The 19,942-nt window shown below is 40.7% G+C and carries 20 protein-coding genes; 16 read left to right on the forward strand and 4 right to left on the reverse strand.

Going from position 1 to position 19,942, the window contains the following annotated elements:
• Window positions 1-9 precede the first annotated feature (9 nt).
• The 8 genes from EGC82_RS20370 (at window position 10) to EGC82_RS20405 (ending at window position 6,648) form a co-directional block, all read left to right on the forward strand.
• The gene (locus tag EGC82_RS20370; RefSeq protein ID WP_059747818.1) at window positions 10-750 is read left to right on the forward strand and encodes an SDR family oxidoreductase; all 741 of its coding nucleotides are present in this window, start codon (window positions 10-12) and stop codon (window positions 748-750) included.
• Window positions 751-828: 78 nt separating this feature from the next.
• Window positions 829-1,473 (forward strand): SDR family oxidoreductase, encoded by a 645-nt coding sequence (locus EGC82_RS20375; RefSeq protein WP_059747817.1) that lies wholly within the window; start codon window positions 829-831, stop codon window positions 1,471-1,473.
• A gap of 18 nt (window positions 1,474-1,491) precedes the next feature.
• Window positions 1,492-2,505: a haloalkane dehalogenase gene (locus tag EGC82_RS20380; protein ID WP_124732368.1), complete on the forward strand. Its 1,014-nt coding sequence runs from the start codon at window positions 1,492-1,494 to the stop codon at window positions 2,503-2,505.
• A gap of 127 nt (window positions 2,506-2,632) precedes the next feature.
• On the forward strand, window positions 2,633-3,076 hold the full coding sequence (locus EGC82_RS20385) for a nuclear transport factor 2 family protein (RefSeq protein ID WP_059747815.1): 444 nt from the start codon (window positions 2,633-2,635) through the stop codon (window positions 3,074-3,076).
• A gap of 125 nt (window positions 3,077-3,201) precedes the next feature.
• Window positions 3,202-4,176, forward strand: a complete 975-nt coding sequence (locus EGC82_RS20390; protein WP_208646914.1) for an SDR family NAD(P)-dependent oxidoreductase — start codon at window positions 3,202-3,204, stop codon at window positions 4,174-4,176.
• Window positions 4,177-4,228: 52 nt separating this feature from the next.
• The gene (locus EGC82_RS20395) at window positions 4,229-4,927 is read left to right on the forward strand and encodes a DNA alkylation repair protein (protein ID WP_124732370.1); all 699 of its coding nucleotides are present in this window, start codon (window positions 4,229-4,231) and stop codon (window positions 4,925-4,927) included.
• 20 nt (window positions 4,928-4,947) lie between these two features.
• A complete protein-coding gene (locus tag EGC82_RS20400) occupies window positions 4,948-5,847 on the forward strand; it encodes a haloalkane dehalogenase (RefSeq protein ID WP_059747812.1) in 900 nt (299 codons plus the stop codon).
• A 135-nt stretch (window positions 5,848-5,982) separates the two neighbouring features.
• Complete coding sequence (locus EGC82_RS20405; protein ID WP_059747811.1) at window positions 5,983-6,648, forward strand: DUF4336 domain-containing protein; 666 nt, start codon at window positions 5,983-5,985, stop codon at window positions 6,646-6,648.
• Between the two features lie 463 nt (window positions 6,649-7,111).
• Here the strand turns inward: EGC82_RS20405 and groL are convergent, their stop codons facing one another.
• On the reverse strand, window positions 7,112-8,749 hold the full coding sequence (gene groL, locus EGC82_RS20410; RefSeq protein WP_124732371.1) for a chaperonin GroEL: 1,638 nt from the start codon (window positions 8,747-8,749) through the stop codon (window positions 7,112-7,114).
• A 57-nt stretch (window positions 8,750-8,806) separates the two neighbouring features.
• On the reverse strand, window positions 8,807-9,097 hold the full coding sequence (locus EGC82_RS20415) for a co-chaperone GroES (RefSeq protein ID WP_011639076.1): 291 nt from the start codon (window positions 9,095-9,097) through the stop codon (window positions 8,807-8,809).
• Between the two features lie 213 nt (window positions 9,098-9,310).
• Here EGC82_RS20415 and EGC82_RS20420 point away from each other — a divergent pair, with 213 nt between their 5' ends.
• On the forward strand, window positions 9,311-10,777 hold the full coding sequence (locus tag EGC82_RS20420; RefSeq protein ID WP_124732372.1) for an MATE family efflux transporter: 1,467 nt from the start codon (window positions 9,311-9,313) through the stop codon (window positions 10,775-10,777).
• Window positions 10,778-10,867: 90 nt separating this feature from the next.
• Window positions 10,868-11,275: a hypothetical protein gene (locus EGC82_RS20425; RefSeq protein ID WP_124732373.1), complete on the forward strand. Its 408-nt coding sequence runs from the start codon at window positions 10,868-10,870 to the stop codon at window positions 11,273-11,275.
• Window positions 11,276-11,417: 142 nt separating this feature from the next.
• Here the strand turns inward: EGC82_RS20425 and EGC82_RS20430 are convergent, their stop codons facing one another.
• Window positions 11,418-12,068, reverse strand: a complete 651-nt coding sequence (locus EGC82_RS20430) for an FxsA family protein (RefSeq protein ID WP_124732374.1) — start codon at window positions 12,066-12,068, stop codon at window positions 11,418-11,420.
• 228 nt (window positions 12,069-12,296) lie between these two features.
• Here EGC82_RS20430 and cutA point away from each other — a divergent pair, with 228 nt between their 5' ends.
• The 6 genes from cutA to EGC82_RS20460 all read left to right on the forward strand — a co-directional run bounded on the left by cutA (window position 12,297) and on the right by EGC82_RS20460 (window position 19,241).
• Window positions 12,297-12,623, forward strand: a complete 327-nt coding sequence (gene cutA, locus EGC82_RS20435; protein WP_124732375.1) for a divalent-cation tolerance protein CutA — start codon at window positions 12,297-12,299, stop codon at window positions 12,621-12,623.
• Window positions 12,620-14,479: a protein-disulfide reductase DsbD gene (locus EGC82_RS20440; protein ID WP_124732376.1), complete on the forward strand. Its 1,860-nt coding sequence runs from the start codon at window positions 12,620-12,622 to the stop codon at window positions 14,477-14,479. The genes cutA and EGC82_RS20440 overlap by 4 nt, the downstream gene beginning before the upstream one ends.
• Window positions 14,480-14,785: 306 nt before the next feature.
• The gene (locus tag EGC82_RS20445) at window positions 14,786-16,456 is read left to right on the forward strand and encodes a cation:proton antiporter family protein (protein WP_124732377.1); all 1,671 of its coding nucleotides are present in this window, start codon (window positions 14,786-14,788) and stop codon (window positions 16,454-16,456) included.
• A 162-nt stretch (window positions 16,457-16,618) separates the two neighbouring features.
• Window positions 16,619-17,761, forward strand: coding sequence for a galactokinase (gene galK / locus EGC82_RS20450; protein WP_124732378.1), 1,143 nt, complete (start codon window positions 16,619-16,621; stop codon window positions 17,759-17,761).
• A gap of 42 nt (window positions 17,762-17,803) precedes the next feature.
• Window positions 17,804-18,838 carry an aldose epimerase family protein gene (locus EGC82_RS20455; protein ID WP_124732379.1) on the forward strand — a complete coding sequence of 345 codons (1,035 nt, stop codon included), beginning with the start codon at window positions 17,804-17,806 and terminating at the stop codon, window positions 18,836-18,838.
• Window positions 18,828-19,241 carry a DUF2391 family protein gene (locus tag EGC82_RS20460; RefSeq protein ID WP_124732380.1) on the forward strand — a complete coding sequence of 138 codons (414 nt, stop codon included), beginning with the start codon at window positions 18,828-18,830 and terminating at the stop codon, window positions 19,239-19,241. The genes EGC82_RS20455 and EGC82_RS20460 overlap by 11 nt, the downstream gene beginning before the upstream one ends.
• 121 nt (window positions 19,242-19,362) lie before the next feature.
• On the opposite strand, the gene EGC82_RS20465 is transcribed toward EGC82_RS20460, so the two are convergent.
• The gene (locus EGC82_RS20465) at window positions 19,363-19,800 is read right to left on the reverse strand and encodes a hypothetical protein (RefSeq protein WP_124732381.1); all 438 of its coding nucleotides are present in this window, start codon (window positions 19,798-19,800) and stop codon (window positions 19,363-19,365) included.
• Window positions 19,801-19,942 lie beyond the last annotated feature (142 nt).

Consider the following 19,942-nt stretch of genomic DNA (forward strand, 5'->3'; position numbering starts at 1 on the left):
CTATATCCAATGAATACAAATATTGAAAATAAAGTGATTGTTATAACGGGTGCAAGCAGTGGTTTAGGTGAAGCAACTGCGCGTTTTCTGGCTCAAAAAGGTGCTAAAGTCGTATTGGGTGCGCGTCGTAGTGAAAAACTAGCAGCTATCGTAAATGATATTCGTGCTCAGGGTGGCGAAGCTGAATATGTCACGATGGATGTCACCAAATCCGATCAGGTTAAAATGCTTGTCGACAAGGCGATTGAGACCTTTGGACGCTTAGATGTCATGGTCAATAATGCCGGCTTGATGTCGATTGCCCCAATGGCTGAGGTTAAGGTTGATGAATGGGATCGCATGGTCGACATTAATATCAAAGGGGTACTTTACGGTATCGCCGCTGCACTTCCCGTGTTTACCAAACAAAATAGTGGTCACTTTATTAATCTCGCTTCCGTTGCTGCACATAAAGTTTCACCGGGTTCGGCTGTCTATAGCGGTACAAAATTTGCGGTTAAAGCGATAACGGAAGGATTGAGAGCGGAAGTGGGTGGCAATATACGTACAACGCTATTATCACCCGGCTTAATTGATTCTGAATTAAAATTCGGTAGTTCGGATGAAGCCACCTCTCAATTTGTTCAAGATATTTATAAAGTCGCTATTCCAGCGTTATCTATTGCTAAAGCAGTCGCCTATGCGATTGAACAACCAGATGATGTCGATATTAACGAAATTATTATCAGACCAACAATTCAAGACTTCTAATCTAATGTGAGTTGATCCTGCCTTTTTATATATCGTTTGGCAGGTCAATTTAAAAAAATTGCTTTAAAGGTATAAAAAATGAAAAAAATACTCGTTATTGGCGCTAATGGCCAGATTGGTAAAATAGTAGTTGAGTTGCTTCACAATCAGGATCGCCCAGTTGTCGCAATGGTTCGTAGCAAACAACAAGCTGAGACGTTAGAAAATATGGGTGTAGAGGTTGTTGTTGGCGATCTTGAAACTGATTTTGAACACGCTTTTAAGGACTGCGATAAAGTAGTATTTAGTGCTGGTTCTGGCGGTAATACAGGCTACGATAAAACACTTTTAATAGATTTATGGGCAGCAAAAAAAGCAGTTGATTATTCTTTAAAGGTAGGCATACAACATTTTGTAATGGTAAGTGGTTTAGGCGCACAAGACCCTGACGAATTTGAATCAGAAATAAAACCCTATTTGGTGGCAAAGTATTTTGCCGATCAGTACCTATTATCCAGTGGCCTAAATTACACCATTCTTAGACCGGGACTCCTTACTAATGATAAAGGTCAGGGATTGATAACAACCACGCGTTCAACTTCTACAAATGATTTATTCATTAGCAGAGAAGATGTCGCTAAATCAATTGAGTATTGCATTAATTACGGCGGTGCCAGTAACCAGATAGTTGAACTTTATCATGGTAATGAAGTGATTAGCACTGCATTAACCGCAAGCAATTAATTTATAAGGAACAAAATAATGTTAAAAAAATTCACCAAACTTGCCATAGTCGCAACGATTGCTCAATTTACTACAACGGCATCATTTGCCGAAACTCAAGCGCCTAACGCTTACGAAGAATACAAAATTCCTCCGCTTGAGATTTCAGTGGAAAATAAATATGACTATAATTATCTGGATGTTTTTGGTTCAAAAATGGCATATATCGATGAGGGAAAAGGTGATCCGATTCTTTTCATTCATGGTACCCCGATGTCTTCTTATCTGTGGCGTAATATTATGCCACACGTTGAAAATCAAGGACGCATAATCGCGCCGGATTTAATCGGTATGGGTAAATCAGACAAGCCAGATCTCAAATATACTTTTGATGATCAGTACAAATACCTCGATGCTTTTATAAAAAAAATGAACTTAAAGAATATTACGCTTGTTGTCCATGACTGGGGCTCTGGTTTAGGTCTTCATTATGCACACCTAAATCCAGATAATATTAAAGGTATTGTTACTATGGATGCAGTGCTTGCCCCCATGTTGCCGGCGAAAAGCTATGATTCTATGTCAAAAGTAATGGGAGACTACTTCCGTATGATCCAAACGACAGAAGAAGGTAAGAAATTTCTGTTAGATGACAACATGGTTGTAGAATATGAAATCCCAGCAATGATTGATAGACCGCTTAAAAAAGAAATTCACGATGTTTATCGTGAACCCTACAAGACGATTGAATCACGTACCGCTGTAATGCAATGGCCACTAGAAGTACCTGTTGGTGGTAAACCAGCAGCAACGGCTAAATATATCTCTGAGTACAATGCTTGGTTAGAGAAGACGGATACTCCTTGGCTATTCCTCTACGCAACCCCTGGCATAATGAGTACGCCTGCAGCCGCTGACTACTGGACAGAGCATGCTCAGAATATTGAAACCGTTTACATTGGTAATGGCTTGCACTTTGTTCAGGAAGACCATCCATATGCAATTGGTCGAGCAATTTCAGATTGGTACCGTCGTTTGCAAGCTAAGAAGTAACTAAAAAATAATATCAAAATAAGTTATTAAATTTGTAACTACTCAGCCCCCATTAAAACTGAGCGCTTTTACCAAAATAATGAGTAGTTACTTAAATTTTATGTCGATATTCAACAAGGTGAAACCCATGATGAACGCATTAGAACAAAGAATTCAAAAATTAGAAGATTTAGAAGCGATAAGAACACTCCAAGCTACCTATGGTCATTATGTAGATAAAGGTTGGAATGGGAAAGACATGGATATTGAAAAGCTTACTGACATATTTACCGAAGATGCTTTATGGGAAGCGCCAGCAGCTGGAGTATTAGCTAATGGGCACAAAGAAATAATTGAATCCTTTAAATCTTTTGATGAAAAAAATAAATTCTTTATTCATAGTTTTACTAACCCCATTATTGAAATTAATGAAGATAAAGCGACAGCAAAATGGATTCTTTTTTCTCCAGCTATTGATGGTGAAAAAGTAATTTGTATGCTTGCCAGTTATGACAATGATTATGTTAGAACGACAAATGGTTGGCGTATTAAAAGTTTAAGACTCAACATGGCTAATGTACTTGGCGCTTAATAATAGTCATTCAAGCATTGACCTTGGGCTAATCGAATTAGAAGGTCGTTTAAACTCCTCCCAGGTAAATGTGTTGAATTCGTTTTTTCACTCAGAAGAATTATGAAACAAATTAAGGAATAATCATGACTCAAAATAAAACTATCCATCTTAATAAAGTACTTGAAGAACATTCTCAAGATATGACCAGTAAAGTGGTTGCCATTACCGGTACTACAAGTGGTACGGGATTTGTATTCGCAAGAGAAGTGGCTAAAAAAGGGGCTACAGTCCTATTGCTCAATCGTACAAGTGCAAGGTCAGAAAATGCCTATAAGCAGTTAACCGAAGCAGTTCCAAGCGGAAAATTTGAAGCAATAACGTGCGATTTGCAAGATTTTGAAAGTGTAAAACAAGCAGCTGAACAAATTAAATCGGAATATAGTGTTCTTGATGTTTTAGTCAATAATGCCGGCATTATGGCTGTGAAAGATGAAGCGACTAAAGATGGCTATGATGTTCAAATGCAAACAAATGCCATATCACACTTTCTTTTAACCAAAGAATTGTATCCTTTACTTAAAAACAGTAGTGAAGCTAGAGTCATAAACCAAACGTCGTTAGCTAGATTAGGTGGACCTTTAGAACCTGCCTATTTTGAGAAAAATGGAGGTAATTTAGGAGGTAATGGCACACCTGAAGAAACGGCGAATTTCCAAGGCGCTAGATGGGAACGTTATCACCAAACTAAATTGGCAAATGCCACTTTTACCTATGGTTTAAAAAAGAAACTTTTAGAGGCTAACGTTAAAAATATTATTTCATTATTGGCGCATCCTGGCGTAGCCATAACCAACCTTCAAGCAACTTCAGCTGAAACAGGTGGAATGGATGTTAACGGAGGCGTTATGAGCCAAGCACAGTCTGCTGAAGATGGCGCCGCTGGAATTATTAGAGCTGCTATGGATAAAGAGGCAAAATCTGGTGATTTTTATGGACCAACTGAAGGGATAAGTGGTTTTCCAAATTTGCTAGAGCCAGAAGAACTACTTTTTGACGAATCTAATGTCGCTATCAATTGGAATGGGTGTGAAAAAGCTGTTGGTGAATTTAAAATATAAAATCACAAACGGTTGGTAATTTCTTTAAATCTGCATTAGAGTTTTAAATAATATGCAAAACTACCTTCAAGAAATAGAAACAATCACCTCTAAAGCAGGTGAAACCGTTCCTTTACAAAGAAAAGCTTTTGAAAGAGGTTTTTCTTTTAAGCACATGTCTTTTTATGAACAACTAGCGATATGGAGTTATATCTGGACGAACACCAAAGTTTATAGAGCAGAAATGTTTTGTTTGTATTTCTTGGAGGAGCATATTAAAAACAAAGATGAAATGCTGGCCGCTTGGCCAACGATTAAATTATGGCAAGACAAAATTAATCGATGGGAAACAAGCGATAGTATTTCAAAAATATATGCTCAATTAGTAGAATATCATGCAGAACTAATTTTGCCAACATATAAAAAATGGAATACGTCTGAAAACCCATGGCATAGAAGACAAAGCATAGTGGGTTTACTTTATTACAGCGCTCATAGAAAACACTATTTACCTTTTCAGGTACTTATAGATTTGGTAACACCTTTAATTTCTGACCACGCTTATTATGTTGAAAAAGGAGTGGGTTGGACACTTAGAGAAATAGGAAATATATACCCTAAAGAGCAGGAAGAATTTCTATTTAAAAACGCAACTAAAATTTGTGCTTACGGATATAGCGCGGGTACAGAAAAGTGGGATAAAACAAAACGAGAAAAACTGAAGCAAATTAGAAAAGCAGCAAGAGTTTTAAATCGCAAAAATTCAATTTAAACATTTAAAAAGGAATAAATATGTCAAACAACAAACCAATATCAGCAGCATTTCCTTTTGAATCTAAATTTCAAGCAGTATTAGATTCTAAAATGCATTATGTAGATGAAGGAGACAAAAATTCTAAAGATACTTTTTTACTCATACACGGAAACCCTACATCAAGTTATTTATGGCGGAACATTATTCCTCATGTAAGTGCCTTAGGTCGTGTGGTTGTTCCTGATCTTATTGGAATGGGTAAGTCTGACAAGCCCGATATAGATTATACATTTGAAGACCATATTACCTATTTAGATGCGTTTATTGAAAAGTTAGCCTTAAAAAATATCATTATAGTCATTCAAGATTGGGGTTCTGCTTTAGGTTTTAACTATGCCAATCAGCATAGAGAAAATATAAAAGGGATTGTTTTTTTTGAAGCTATGTCTCAAGTTTCTTATTGGAAAAATACGACCAAAGAGACAGAAACATTATTTAGAAAATTTCGTGACCCTGCAGAAGGGCATGAAATGATTGTTAAAAACAACTTCTTTATTGAGGCTATGCTACCCATGATGGCGGGCAGAGAATTAACTCAAGAAGAAATGGACCATTACCGAGCGCCTTATTTGGAAGAAAAGAGCCGTAAACCACTGCTTATGTGGCCTGGTCAAATTTCGTTTGATGGCGTCCCAAAATTTACCACTGACATTGTTAATTCATATAATGAATACCACAAAAATTCAGATGTGCCTAAGTTGTTATTTTATGCAGAGCCAGGACTAATCATTAATCGAGAATTAGGTGAGCATATCGCTGAAACGTGGAAAAATATTACTGCAGTAGATTTAGGTGAAGGAAAGCATTATCTACAAGAGTCGCATCCACATGAAATTGGTGAAGGTATTGTCGATTGGTATAAAAAAGTTATTAAATAAACACTAATTATAGGGCTAGTGGTCAAATAGAAAAATGCTTAAGCGTTATATTGGGTAGACTACGGAACCATGAGCAGATTTATTTGACCGCTATAATTTGACCGCTATAATTTGACCACGACAAAGGAAGTACCGATGGCAGCTAAATTATCCAAGTTTGAAGCAGTCGATGGCTCTGCTACATTATATACCGCCACCAAAAATAGCCTTAGATGCACGGCTATTAAACTGAGAACAGGTGGCGTTTGTTTATATAGTCCAGTGTCAGGCCTCAGTGAAGAGGCTAAAGATAGCCTAATCGAATTAGGCGAAGTCCAATATCTACTCGCCCCCAATACCTACCATAATGCTGGTTTGATAGAATACTCAAAAGCCTACCCCAAAGCGCATCTGGTGGCATCTGAGAGTGCTCATGCACGCTTGACTAGCAAGACAGGACTAACGTTCAAAGAATTATCATCGCTAGCCAATGCACTACCAGACGGGCTTACCTTGGAAGAACCCAGTGGTTTGAAAAATGGTGAGGTTTGGCTTATAGAGTCAGCGCAGATTGGCCATATTTGGCATGTTGTGGATGCCTTTTCGGGCCAAAAACATACTGAAGGCCCCCTATGTGACATTGTAAAAATGGTTAAAGTATTTCCTAATTTTGGTATTAAAGATCGAAAAGTCTTTGCCAGCGCGGTAATGCAACTTATTGAAATTTCACCGCCTAAAATTTTACTGCCTTGTCATGGTGCTTTAATTAAATCACCTGAGCTAGCTGATCAGATTCGAAATTTAATACTCGAACTTGGCTAGAGAATAGCGATATTATCCGCAATTAAAAAGAGTGCCATTTATAGTGGTTCATAGGCTTGACTACTCATTCAGAAATAAATTTTTAAGTCGCTTTGTGCCCCAAAGCGCCAAAGACTCTTAAAAATTTAATACCTAAAATACTGTTAATCGAATGTCCGCTTTTGGTATTTTAACCAAATTATAATTTTTTATTTGACAGATTCTTGATGAAATTTAGAACAATTCTATTATCTGACGCAGAGTTGATTTGCATCAGATTACTCGTCGCTAGATAAGACAAGGTTAACGTCCGGTTTCGTATCTTAGTGAGCATTAGGTTCGGCTGGGAGATAGCTTTCGCTTGCCCTCAATTAAGACATAGCAAAAGTATTATTAGATATTGATAAGCAGCGAATAAAAAAGCCTGAATATGACTATTCAGGCTTCGTTTAAACGGTTAGAGCTAAAGTAATAGATTTAAAATCTACATCATGCCGCCCATTCCGCCCATACCACCCATACCACCCATATCTGGCGCAGAATCTTGTGGTACGTCAGCAATCATCGCTTCTGTTGTGATCATAAGACCAGCAATAGATGCGGCGAACTGTAGCGCACTACGCGTCACTTTAGTTGGGTCAAGGATACCCATTTCTAACATGTCGCCGTAAGTGTCGTTGCCAGCATTGTAACCGAAGTTACCTTCACCGTTTTTAACAGTGTTAGCCACAACTGATGCTTCTTGACCTGCGTTAGTTGCGATTTGACGTAAAGGCGCTTCCATAGCACGTAGTGCGATTACCACACCGTGTTTTTGGTCTTCGTTCAATACTTCAACATCTTTAATTTTGCTTGCTACGCGAACAAGGGCTACACCGCCACCGGCGACCACACCTTCTTCAACCGCTGCGCGAGTTGCATGCAATGCATCTTCTACGCGCGCTTTTTTCTCTTTCATTTCAACTTCTGTTGCTGCGCCAACTTTGATTACTGCAACACCGCCAGCTAACTTAGCCATACGCTCTTGAAGCTTTTCTTTGTCGTAGTCTGAAGTTGAATCTTCAACTTGTTGTTTGATTTGCGAAACACGTGCAGAAATTTGCACTTGGTCGCCACTACCATCGATGATGGTAGTGTTATCTTTAGTGATGATGACGCGCTTAGCTGTACCTAAATCTTCTAGAGTGGCTTTTTCAAGTTCTAGACCGATTTCTTCAGCGATAACAGTACCGCCAGTTAGGATAGCAACGTCTTGAAGCATTGCTTTACGACGGTCGCCAAAACCAGGTGCTTTAACAGCAGCTACTTTAACGATGCCACGCATGTTGTTCACAACGAGTGTTGCTAATGCTTCGCCTTCAACGTCTTCAGCAACGATAAGCAATGGCTTACCTGTTTTAGCTAGACCTTCAAGGATTGGTAGCAATTCACGGATGTTAGAGACTTTTTTGTCTACTAATAAAATGAATGGGCTGTCTAATTCAATGCTGCCAGTTTCTGGCTTGTTGATGAAGTATGGTGATAAGTAACCACGGTCAAACTGCATACCTTCAACAACGTCTAATTCGTTTTCAAGCGCTTGGCCTTCTTCAACGGTGATAACGCCTTCTTTACCGACTTTTTCCATTGCTGTTGCAATGATGTCGCCGATTGACTCGTCAGAGTTAGCAGAGATTGTACCTACTTGAGCAATAGCTTTAGTGTCTGAACACTCTTGAGAAAGGAGTTTAAGTTCAGCAACGGCTGCGATAACCGCTTTGTCGATACCGCGCTTAAGGTCCATTGGGTTCATACCCGCTGCAACTGCTTTTAGGCCTTCAACAACAATAGCTTGTGCTAATACTGTTGCAGTAGTGGTACCGTCACCGGCTGCATCATTGGCTTTAGAAGCAACTTCTTTCACCATTTGTGCGCCCATGTTTTCGAACTTGTCTGTTAGTTCGATTTCTTTAGCCACTGACACACCATCTTTGGTGATCATTGGCGAGCCAAAGCTTTTATCTAAAACAACGTTACGACCTTTAGGGCCTAAGGTTACTTTAACTGCGTTGGCTAGAATGTTAACGCCTGCAAGCATTTTTACGCGTGCGTCGTTACCAAATAAGACTTCTTTTGCTGCCATTTTTTGATGTTCCTTTAAATTTAATGATTAATTGGAAAGTCGATTGATGCGAGAGGCTTAGCCTACTACTGCCATCAGGTCAGCTTCTGACAGGATTAACACTTCTTCACCGTCAATTTTTTCTTTCTTCACGCCGTAACCTTCATTGAAGATCACCACGTCGCCCACTTTAACGTCAAGCGGTGTAACTGTGCCATTTTCTGAAATACGACCGTTGCCTACTGCAAGGATTTTACCGCGAGTTGATTTTTCTGCTGCGCTGCCTGTAAGCACGATACCGCCTGCAGACTTAGATTCAACTTCTAAACGTTTAACGATAACGCGGTCATGTAATGGACGAATATTCATCTATGAACTCTCCTAATGATGTGATGCCCAAAAAGCGAGGCTATTGACTAACAAATAAGGGTTTCCCCCTTAATGCATGTGATATGGGGGTGATTGGTCACAGATCCAAGGGGAATTTTAAAAAAACTCTACTTTTTTTAAGTCTGTTTTATTAAAGCAACGCTAATCCTGATAGAATTCGACTCCTTTAAAACACCAAACGTTTGAGAATAGATGAAAGACAGACACGGGTTGCTCAGCGCGCCAATTGGTCGTGTGCTGCTTAACATGACCTTACCTAACCTGATTGGGATTATGACCATTCTTGGCGGCAGTCTAGTAGACATCTTTTTTATCAGTCAGTTAGGCACAGAAGCGCTAACCGCTGTGAGCTTTACCTTTCCGGTGACCTTGGTTATTTCTAGTATAGGTATTGGTATTGGTGCAGGCGTATCGACCAACCTAGGTCGCTTAATGGGTTCTGGGCATGCGCCCGAATCACGGGTGTTTTTATATGACACCTTATGCATCACCTTAGTGATTATTTGGGGCTTATCGATACTAGGTTGCCTCTTTATCGACCCTATTTTCAGTTTATTGGGTGCTAACAGTGCCAGTTTGCCATTAATTAATGACTATATGTGGTATTGGTATTTAGGCGCACCGGCACTGGTGTTATTAATGGTGGGTAATCAAGCATTACGCGCCACCGGTGATACGCGCTCACCTGCTAAAATTATGATGTTAGCCGCCATTGTTAATTTAATCCTCGACCCACTACTTATCTTTGGCATTGGCCCTTTTCCCCGTTTAGAAATACAAGGCGCAGCCATTGCGACAACTATTTCCTGGGTGGTGGCGATGTCATTGTCTGGTCACCTCATTATAGTGAAGCGTAAACTGGTGCAGTTTGCAGACTTTGACATGGGTCGGTTAATTTTACATTGGAAAGTGTTGTCTCATATTGCCCGCCCGGCAGCATTAATGAATGTGATTAATCCTATTGCCAATGGCATTATTATGGCGATGTTGGCTCGAATTGATCATGCTGGGGTAGCCGCATTTGGTGCCGGTATTCGCCTGGAATCGGTATTGTTAATTGTAGTAATGGCACTGTCGTCAAGTTTAATGCCATTTATTGCGCAAAACTTAGGTGCTGGCCAACACGATCGCGCTAAAACAGCCTTATTGATGTCGTTGCGATTTGCGTTTGTGTTTCAAACGTTATTGTTTATTCCGTTATATTTTTATGCCGAATCAATTGCCGGGCTGTTTACTCACGACCCGCTGGTTATTGAGTGGTTGAGTTTTTATATTATGGTGCTGCCTGCCTCTTATGGGCCACTTGCGATAGTGATTATGGTTGCCACTAGCTTAAATGCTTACCACAGGCCGCTGAGTTCACTGGTAATTAACGTGTGCCGCTTAATGTTATTGATGTTACCGCTGGCGGCGCTAGGCTCGTATGTTGGTGGGGTGAAAGGGATTTTATTGGCGTTACCCATTGCGAACACATTGATGGGGATAGCTTGCTATTATTTGGCGACTAAAATTAGCGAGCCAGAAAATATTAAGCATGCCGTACCTTGCCCTGACAATAGCAATAATAACAATGACAATAAAACCACGCCTACAGATGCCGCTGCGCTACACGAGCAAGTCGATTCGACAAAAGCAACCAATCACTTACGTGAATATTAAACTGTGTTAATAATGGCCGCGATACTTGCTTTTTAATCGCCCTGAGGTGATCAATAAGCTTATATTTGAATGCAAAAAAATTGGTTTATAATGAAAAAATCTATTTATGCCGCCTTGCTCTCTGGCATTATTTGTCCTGGTAGTGGCCAACTCTGGCTCGGTAAAAAACGACTGGGCTGGGGGTTTATCTGCGTCAGCTTGGTGTGTGTATTAGTGATAATGAACCAGATCATCAGCCAGGCACAAGTGATAGCTGAGCAAATTTTGGCCGGTGATATCGGTAATGACTTAGCCTCTATTTATGCCGCCGTATCAGACGTAGCACTCAACACCGCTAGCTCAAGCATGTCGACGTTAACATGGGTGTTTTTGACTAATTGGGGGCTCAGTATTATTAGCGCATTTTGGTTAGGGGCTCAGCAAGATAAGCAGCTCAAACGCCAAACACATATTGATACTGAAACCGATACTGCACCAAAAAACAAAACAGCCAAATAATGCGTTTGCATCATTTGGCTGTTTTTCGCAGTGTTTGATTAACATCTATCTCATCAACATCTAGCCACGGTTTTCACTCATCGCGATATTCAATCAACAAACGTTGCAAGCACGAATCAAGGAGTCAATATTATTACTATGATTAAGACGGCTTATGGTCATCTTTTGACTTAACCGGCTCAACATCAATAATATTGTCATTCTTGTCTTGCTTGCTTGTTGCCTGTTTACCTTGATGCTGATTTTTATCCAAATCAGCATCAAGGTTATCGTGTTCAATTTGATGGCTACGTGGGCGATCCTTTTTATGCTCGAAGTCACCATCAAAAGTATTTCCCTGCTGATCAAACGGCTTTTGTCCTGCAAAGGGACCTGATTGACCAAAAGGACTTTGTCCGCCACCAAAACCGGCTTTAAAACCACCGTTAGCCACTACTCGAAGTTGCATGCGCTTATATAAAAACGCTGCTATGGGTGCACGGGTAAATGGGGTAAGTAAAATTAAGCCAATAAAGTCGGTCACAAAACCAGGAATAAGCAATAACACTCCAGCGGCAGCCAACATCATGCCTTCAACAATTTCCTGCCCAGGCGCTTCACCTCGGGCTAACTTTTGTTGCACGCTCATTAAGGTGCTTAAGCCTTGGCTACGTACCAATGACACACCAACCACGGCAGTAAAAAGAACTAAGCCGACAGTTGTCCATGAACCAATTGAACTGGCAACTTCAATAAGTACATTGAGCTCTATAACCGGTACTAAAACAAATATTAACAATAAAATAAAAAACATATTGGCCTCTAAGGATCGCTTTTTGGTAGAGTGACTACTTGTAAGATAACAGAGTGGCGACCTGTAAAATAACTGTTGCCGATGAAACTTAAATGGGGGTGAACGGGTCTCTTTTCAAGACACGTCACGAATATCACTTCAGTTTAATGAAAATGCATTTAAAAAAGCGTACTGTGATGACTTTGTGCATGATAACAGCATTAGCTTAAGTAAACTTTAAGACAACTTATGTATAAACCTGAACAGCTCGTCATTTTAACCACTTGCCCAGATGCTGACATTGCTGCACACATTGCGACAGCGTTAGTCGACGCGAAATTGGCGGCTTGTGTACAAATAGGTCAAGCCGTTGAGTCAGTTTATCACTGGGACAATAATATTTGTCGGTCACACGAAGTGCCGATGCAGATAAAATGCATGGCATCTGATTATCATGCAATTGAACAACTCGTGATCAAAATGCATCCTTATGAAGTACCAGAATTCATTACCACTCCGATTATTGGTGGTTTTAGCCCTTATTTACAATGGATAAAAGACAACTCATCATCATGAAAAAAATCGTCTCACTATGCCTCACATCACTGTTACTGATGTCATCAATCATCCTCGCGCCAGCGGCACACAGTGCCAATGTCTTGGATAATAAATTCAGCTTTTTAAGCAGTGAACCAGAGTTAATGAAGGTGAACGATGCTTTTGTGTTTGATTACCAACAACAAGGTAATCAACTCAAAATCAATTTTGTCATTGCTGAAGGCTATTATTTATATCGCGACAAGCTGCAGTTTTCGGTCGATGGTGCAGTGATTGGTGATATTGAACTACCTCAAGGCAAAAACCATCATGATGAATATTTTGGCGACCAAGAGGTGTTTTACTCGTTTGTAGAAATCCCAATCGCATTTAAAGAAGCCCAAGCAGATGCTGTATTTCATGTCACCTTTATGGGTTGTGCCGAAGGCACCTTATGTTATCCGCCCACCAAGCGCGATGTGACGTTATCAGCGATTGAGGCAAATGACGGCAAGTTAACCAGTAAAAAAGTAATTGGCGCACCTGATGACGTGCAATCATCAATGACAACAGATACACCAGCGGCACCGATTACCCAGCAAGACACCTTAAACCAGATGCTCCAAAACGATAGCCTACTATGGACCTTAGTGATTTTCTTTGGTTTAGGTATCGGCTTAGCATTAACGCCTTGCGTGTTCCCTATGTACCCTATTTTGTCGGGCATTATTGTTGGCCAAGGTAAGAAGTTATCTACCGCTAAAGCCTTCACGCTATCGATGGCCTACGTACAAGGCATGGCGATTACCTATTCATTATTAGGATTAGTGGTTGCCTCTGCTGGACTTAAGTTTCAAGCGGCCTTGCAACACCCAGCCATTTTGATTTTCTTAGCGGTGATGTTTGTCCTGCTAAGCTTATCGATGTTTGGCATGTACGATTTAAAACTACCGTCTAAGTGGCAAGAAAAAATGAACTCAATGTCGAACAACCAAAAAGGTGGCAACCTAATTGGCGTGTTTATGATGGGAGTTATTTCTGGCTTAGTGGCGTCACCTTGCACCACAGCACCGTTATCTGGCGTGCTTATTTACGTGGCGCAGTCTGGTGACCTACTGCAAGGCTTTTTAGCGCTGTATGTACTCAGCATGGGTATGGGCTTACCGTTATTAGTGATTGGTACTTCGGGTGGCAAAATCTTACCGCGCGCTGGGGCTTGGATGGACATTATTAAAACCATCTTTGGCTTCTTACTGATTTCAGTGTCTATTGTGATGATTGGCCGTATTTGGCCAGGCTTAGTGTCCGATTTACTCTGGTCACTATGGGCAATAAGCTTAATCGCTTACTTAATGCATCAAAACAAATTATCAGCATTTAACTGGAAACAAAGCTCACGCGGTGTGTTGTTATTACTGGCGTTAATGGCAAGCTTCTCTTATGGCTTCCAGGCAATGATGACCGGATTTGGTCATAAAACACCCGATATGACTCAAGCAGGTATTGAAGGTAAAACGAACACTGAAACAAATCACTTTATCCGCATTAAGTCGCTAGCAGACTTAGAAGTCGAATTAGATAAAGCCAGCATTAGCGGTAAAACGGTAATGCTAGATTTGTACGCCGACTGGTGTGTGGCCTGTAAAGAGTTTGAAGCTATTACGTTTAAAAATGCTGATGTTGAAATCCGTATGAACCAAATGGTGTTATTACAAGCGGATGTTACTGCCAGCGATGATATCGATATTGAGTTACTAGAACATTATGGCGTATTGGGTTTGCCGACCTTATTAATGTTTAATACCGATGGCATACAACGTGAAGATTTACGTGTAACGGGCTTTATGGGCCCAAAAGACTTTGCAGCCCACTTAGATATACTATTAGCAAAGTAACTAAACCAAGAAATGTAGTGCGTTAAGTAAACTGCCAACATTCATGCTACGGGTGTAGTGCGTTAATCTCAATGATTTAATGAGGTATATAATGTGCTACATTTATCATAACACTTGGATACCATAGTCTGATTCAAAGTTGTTATAACGTAAAACCTGTTAGTAAAATCATGGTGTAGAACACAATATAAAACAGTATCTTTAACCACTAAAGATGCTGTTTTTTGCTTTTAAGCTATTAAAGTCATCGAAAGTTAACCTTTTTCTTATACAATACGGTTTTATATTCCTCATATATGGAGTTTTATGGAACCCGCTATCCTGATTATCACCCTACTGTGCGGCATGCTGGTTAGCCGTATAGGGTTACCACCACTCATTGGTTATCTTGCTGCTGGTTTTGTATTATTCACCTTAGGCATTGAAGACACTAGCTTACCTATTTTGCAGCAGCTTGCTGACTTAGGTGTCACATTATTGCTATTTTCCATTGGCCTTAAACTTGATCTTAAGAGCCTATTTAAAGCCGAAGTATGGGCTGGATCCAGCTTACATTTAATCGGTTCGATATTATTTTTTGTGCCTGTACTTAAATTATTAGGCTTTTTAGGCATAGAACAGTTAGACGGCTTTAGCTTTAATCAACTGATGCTAATTTCCTTCGCATTAAGTTTTTCCAGTACCGTATTTGCGGTAAAAGTACTCGAAGACAGCGGTGATATGCAGTCGCTTTATGGCCGAGTGGCGATTGGTATCTTGATTATGCAAGACATCTTCGCCGTGATATTTTTAACTGTCTCTAAAGGTAACATCCCGTCGGTTTGGGCTTTTGCTTTGTTATTACTACCGTTAGCAAGACCGCTTATTTATAAGGTGTTTGATCGCGTTGGTCACGGTGAAATGCTGGTATTGTTTGGCCTTGTGATGGCATTAGTGGTGGGCGCTTGGTTATTTGAAGCTGTCGGTTTAAAGCCCGATTTAGGCGCATTGATTATCGGTATTTTACTCGCAGGGCACGCTAAATCATCCGAACTTGCTAAATCGATTTATTTCTTTAAAGAGTTATTCCTAGTCGCATTTTTCTTGACCATTGGGTTAAACGGCTTGCCCACACTGGCAGATATTGGCTTAGCCACTATTTTAGTCGTGTTGATCCCGGTTAAAATTTTGATGTTTATCTACTTGCTAACCCGCTTTAAACTACGTTCGCGCACCTCGTTACTGGCCTCATTTAACTTGGGTAATTACAGTGAATTTGGTTTAATTGTTGCTGCCGTAGCCGCACATAAAGGCTGGTTACCACCAGAATGGCTTATCATTATTGCAGTGGCATTAAGCATCAGTTTCTTATTTGCAGCGCCATTGAATAATAGCGTTACCAAGATTTACTCACGTTATCAAGCCAGGCTATTGAAGTTAGAACGTCATCCTTTACACCCTGAAGACAGACAAATTCGCATTGGTAATCCGCGCTTTTTAATTCTAGGTATGGGACGAATTGGCTCCGGTGCTTACGATGAACTGCGTTCAAAATACACTGGCGAGATTTTAGGGATTGAGCACAAGCAAGAGTTAGTAGATTTTCATCGCAGCCAAGGCCGCCATGTTGTACAAGGCGATGCTAGCGATACTGACTTTTGGGAAAAACTAGAACGAGCACCACATTTAGAATTAGTCTTATTAGCAATGCCACATCACGTAGGTAACTTATTTGCAGTGCAACAACTGCAAAAAATTAATTACGAAGGCAAAATAAGTGCCATTGTACAATACGCTGAAGATGCCGAGTCATTAAAAGAGTCTGGCGTTGATACTGTGTATAATTTGTATGAAGCGGCAGGCGCGGGTTTTGTTGACCATGTCATTAAAGAGCTACTTGATTCACCTCCAGAAATTGTACCTAGCTCATTAGCAACAAATAGCGATCAGCCAACCTGCTCTGCGACAAATGAAGCTGCTTCCGAGTCTCGCTCTTAATACTCATGGTCAGCTCAAACGCCTAGATCATTCTCTAGGCGTTTTTGTTTACGGCGACGGATTGCTCCGGATAACAGAATCTCAGTTACAGACACAGTAAAGTCATGCTATAACTCATTAATAAGAGTTTTCTTGTCACCCTTTTGTTGGATTTTTTGAAGTATGTCAAACCCTGCTCAACGCGCAACTAAATTATTTGTTCAAACATTTGGCACTAAGCCCGATGATTTATACCAAGCGCCTGGGCGAGTTAACATCATGGGCGAGCATACCGATTATAACGAAGGGCTCGCATTACCAGCAGCGATTAACTTTCATACCGTGATTGCAGTAAAACATCGTGATGACAATTTATTTCGCGCTGTCACCACCGCTTTTCCGGGACAAATAAAACAATGGCACTTTGGTGAAGAAGGCCCTGTCGCAGCAGGCGATGACTGGAGCCATTACCTAAAAGGCGTCACCGCCGCCATGAATCAGTCGGGGTTGCGGGCAAAGGGCTTGGACTTAGCGATTGTCGGTGATGTACCGCTCGGAGCCGGTTTATCATCGTCGGCAGCACTTGAAATCGCTTTTGGTACCGCCATCAGTTATGCCAGCCAATTAAACTTATCTCCTATCGCGATTGCTCAATTGGCCCAGCGCGGCGAAAGCCAATTTATGCTGTTAGATTGCGGCATGATGGATCAAATTATTAGCGCAATGGCAGAACCCGATCACGCCTTATTGATTGATTGCTTAGAATTAGAAAGCGAAGCGGTGTTATTGCCTGAAGAATTAAGCTTAATCGTGATTGACTTGAAACAAGATCGCCATGGCTTTACACAGCAATTTGAACAACGTAAACAAGAGTGTAATCACATAACTAAATTGCTTGGCCTCGATTCGCTGCGAGATTTGTCACTTAGCCAATTAACCCAACATAAAGATGAGTTGAGTGATCAGCAATTTCGTCGCGCTCGCCATATCATTACTGAAAATCAACGCACCAGTAATGCTGCACGAGCACTACAGCAGAATAATATCCCGCGATTTAGTCAGTTAATGGCACAGTCGCAAGCCTCTATGCGCGATGATTTTGAAATTATCACTGCAGAAATTGATAGCTTAGTCACTATGGTTGCCACACTTATTGGCGAGCAAGGTGGCGTGCGCATGAGCGATGGCTGTGTATTGGCTTTAGTTAATCATGATCTCACCGATGAGGTGATTAATGTAGTAGAAAACCAATACTTTAAGCAAACGGGTATTGAAGCAACAATATACTTATGTTCAGCAAGTGGCGGTGCAGGACGCATCGGTTAATAGGTTAGTAGTTAATAGGTTATATAGACTAGAGAGGCATAAATGGTACGTTTTAGTGTACTGGAACCTTGGCAAGATCCCCGTGGTGGTGAGATTGAACGGGTTAGAATTGATAATGGCATCATCGCGCTCGAAGTATTAAGTTTAGGCGGCATCATTCGTTCGTTATGGACTCCAGATCGCAACGGTGAACGTAAAAATATTGTTTTAGGTTGCGACAGCGCCGAAGACTATTTAACCCAACAAGCTTATTTAGGTGCGATAGCTGGACGTTACTGTAATCGTATTGCCAATGGCAAAACTCAGTATAATGGCGAACACTACCAACTTAGTGTTAACCAAGCGAGCAATTGTTTACACGGTGGCGTTGAAGGCTTTAATCGAAAGTTGTGGCAGCTTGGTGCATTAAGTGATGGCATGCGCTTAACCTTAAAAAGCCCAGATGGCGACATGGGGTTTCCGGGCAATTGTACTGTGCAACTCGACTATCGTTTAGTGGGTAATAATCTGTACATTGAAATGCTGGCCAGTACCGATAAAGCCTGTCCTATTAGTTTAACCCAACACAGCTACTTTAATTTAGACGGTAATCGCAGCGACACTAATGAGCAACATACTCTGCAAGTTGATGCCACAAAGTACCTCACAATGAATGATGTTGGCGTGCCGACCTCAATACAAGCTACCGCAGGCAGCGACGTAGACATGGCAATTGCAACGCCTATGTCGGTACAAACCGAGCGCGCCGCATTGGCCGCTACCAATGGTTTTGATCATTGCTATGTGTTAGATAATCCTAGTGCCGACTTACAGCGTTTTGGTTGTTTAGCTAGCCCTAATAGCGGTCGTAGCATGACGGTTTATACCAATCAGCCTGGTGTGCAAGTTTATGGTGCTAACTTTTTACAAGGTACTATTGGCAAAAAGCAACGTCCACTTTGTAATCATCAAGCGGTATGTATTGAACCGCAAATGTTACCTGATTCACCTAATCAAACTGACTTGCTTGGCGATGCCTGGGTAAAGCCAGGCCAGGTTTATCATCACATGACTCGATACCAGTTTGATGCTAAATAATCAGCCGGTTAAAGCTAATTTTAATGCCGAAGATATTGGCCAAATTGCCGTAGGGGCATTTGCCCTATCGGTACCTATTGCGTTTTCTGAGGAAGCATGGCGTTTATCGGCCAGTTTACCCACCTTAAATTTAGTACTGGTAGTGGTATTGTCGTTAGCATTTATTACCTTATTTGCTTACCAGAGCGTATTTCAGGCAAATATTATTAAACGCAGGCGAGCGTTTTTACTGCGGGTGATAGCGGCGTATATTTTAACGTTATTGGTGGTAGGAATAGTGCTATTAGCATTAGATAAGTTGCCGTTATGGGATGATCCCATTTTAGCATTAAAGCGGATTATTTTAATCGCTATGCCCGCATCGATGGGAGCGATTATTGTCGACAGTTTCGACAAAGAATAAACGACATAAGGAATGAGGTATCATTACTTATGTCGTCAATAATCTATAGCGATTATTAGTAGGATAATAACGGTTATTAAACAATAAACATTGTCTCAGATACTGAATGTTATCTGTTTTTTTAGTCGTCTACGCTATCAGCCATATCATCAAAGCTATCATTGTCATCATCTGAATCATCAAATTCTGGAATGTCATCATCAGAGTCAGCAACCTCATCTGGCTCTGGAGCAGGTTTAGCCTTACGCGGTGGTGCAGTATCAGGTACTTTTGATAAATCAATTCGTAACTGATGTTTTGCCATAAACTCACTACGTGCCGCTTTCCAAGCATCACTAAACTCAGCCATAGCGGCTTTTGTTTGTTGCTCATCTAAGTCGTGTAAGTTAACTTTAACGATGTCTTCTACATATTCCACAATCGTATTACGGATAGTGTTGTACATAAAAATGCGCCCTGGTGACGCTTCTGGCAACTGGTTATCATGAACAACGATAGTGTTACCTTTCGATGTTCTTAACTCACCAAACCAAAGTTGTTTTTTTGCTGTGTTATACATATATGCTAACGCCCTTAAATCAACACATATCCTAAGAATGATGCAGTAAGATTGATCATAAACCCCTCATGCCACACCACGATTACATGTTCTGTATTTATGTGGGTATTTAAACAGAATATTGCTGAGAATCAATGCCTAA

Source organism: Shewanella livingstonensis (assembly GCF_003855395.1).
Taxonomy (GTDB): Bacteria; Pseudomonadota; Gammaproteobacteria; order Enterobacterales; family Shewanellaceae; genus Shewanella; species Shewanella livingstonensis.

Excerpts from the sequence above, each read along its gene's own strand:
- EGC82_RS20370 (WP_059747818.1), top strand. The coding sequence starts at position 10 with ATGAATACAAATATTGAAAATAAAGTGATTGTTATAACGGGTGCAAGC.
- EGC82_RS20375 (WP_059747817.1), top strand. The coding sequence starts at position 829 with ATGAAAAAAATACTCGTTATTGGCGCTAATGGCCAGATTGGTAAAATA.
- EGC82_RS20380 (WP_124732368.1), top strand. The coding sequence starts at position 1,492 with ATGTTAAAAAAATTCACCAAACTTGCCATAGTCGCAACGATTGCTCAA.
- EGC82_RS20385 (WP_059747815.1), top strand. The coding sequence starts at position 2,633 with ATGATGAACGCATTAGAACAAAGAATTCAAAAATTAGAAGATTTAGAA.
- EGC82_RS20390 (WP_208646914.1), top strand. The coding sequence starts at position 3,202 with ATGACTCAAAATAAAACTATCCATCTTAATAAAGTACTTGAAGAACAT.
- EGC82_RS20395 (WP_124732370.1), top strand. The coding sequence starts at position 4,229 with ATGCAAAACTACCTTCAAGAAATAGAAACAATCACCTCTAAAGCAGGT.
- EGC82_RS20400 (WP_059747812.1), top strand. The coding sequence starts at position 4,948 with ATGTCAAACAACAAACCAATATCAGCAGCATTTCCTTTTGAATCTAAA.
- EGC82_RS20405 (WP_059747811.1), top strand. The coding sequence starts at position 5,983 with ATGGCAGCTAAATTATCCAAGTTTGAAGCAGTCGATGGCTCTGCTACA.
- groL (WP_124732371.1), bottom strand. The coding sequence starts at position 8,749 with ATGGCAGCAAAAGAAGTCTTATTTGGTAACGACGCACGCGTAAAAATG.
- EGC82_RS20415 (WP_011639076.1), bottom strand. The coding sequence starts at position 9,097 with ATGAATATTCGTCCATTACATGACCGCGTTATCGTTAAACGTTTAGAA.
- EGC82_RS20420 (WP_124732372.1), top strand. The coding sequence starts at position 9,311 with ATGAAAGACAGACACGGGTTGCTCAGCGCGCCAATTGGTCGTGTGCTG.
- EGC82_RS20425 (WP_124732373.1), top strand. The coding sequence starts at position 10,868 with ATGAAAAAATCTATTTATGCCGCCTTGCTCTCTGGCATTATTTGTCCT.
- EGC82_RS20430 (WP_124732374.1), bottom strand. The coding sequence starts at position 12,068 with ATGTTTTTTATTTTATTGTTAATATTTGTTTTAGTACCGGTTATAGAG.
- cutA (WP_124732375.1), top strand. The coding sequence starts at position 12,297 with ATGTATAAACCTGAACAGCTCGTCATTTTAACCACTTGCCCAGATGCT.
- EGC82_RS20440 (WP_124732376.1), top strand. The coding sequence starts at position 12,620 with ATGAAAAAAATCGTCTCACTATGCCTCACATCACTGTTACTGATGTCA.
- EGC82_RS20445 (WP_124732377.1), top strand. The coding sequence starts at position 14,786 with ATGGAACCCGCTATCCTGATTATCACCCTACTGTGCGGCATGCTGGTT.
- galK (WP_124732378.1), top strand. The coding sequence starts at position 16,619 with ATGTCAAACCCTGCTCAACGCGCAACTAAATTATTTGTTCAAACATTT.
- EGC82_RS20455 (WP_124732379.1), top strand. The coding sequence starts at position 17,804 with ATGGTACGTTTTAGTGTACTGGAACCTTGGCAAGATCCCCGTGGTGGT.
- EGC82_RS20460 (WP_124732380.1), top strand. The coding sequence starts at position 18,828 with ATGCTAAATAATCAGCCGGTTAAAGCTAATTTTAATGCCGAAGATATT.
- EGC82_RS20465 (WP_124732381.1), bottom strand. The coding sequence starts at position 19,800 with ATGTATAACACAGCAAAAAAACAACTTTGGTTTGGTGAGTTAAGAACA.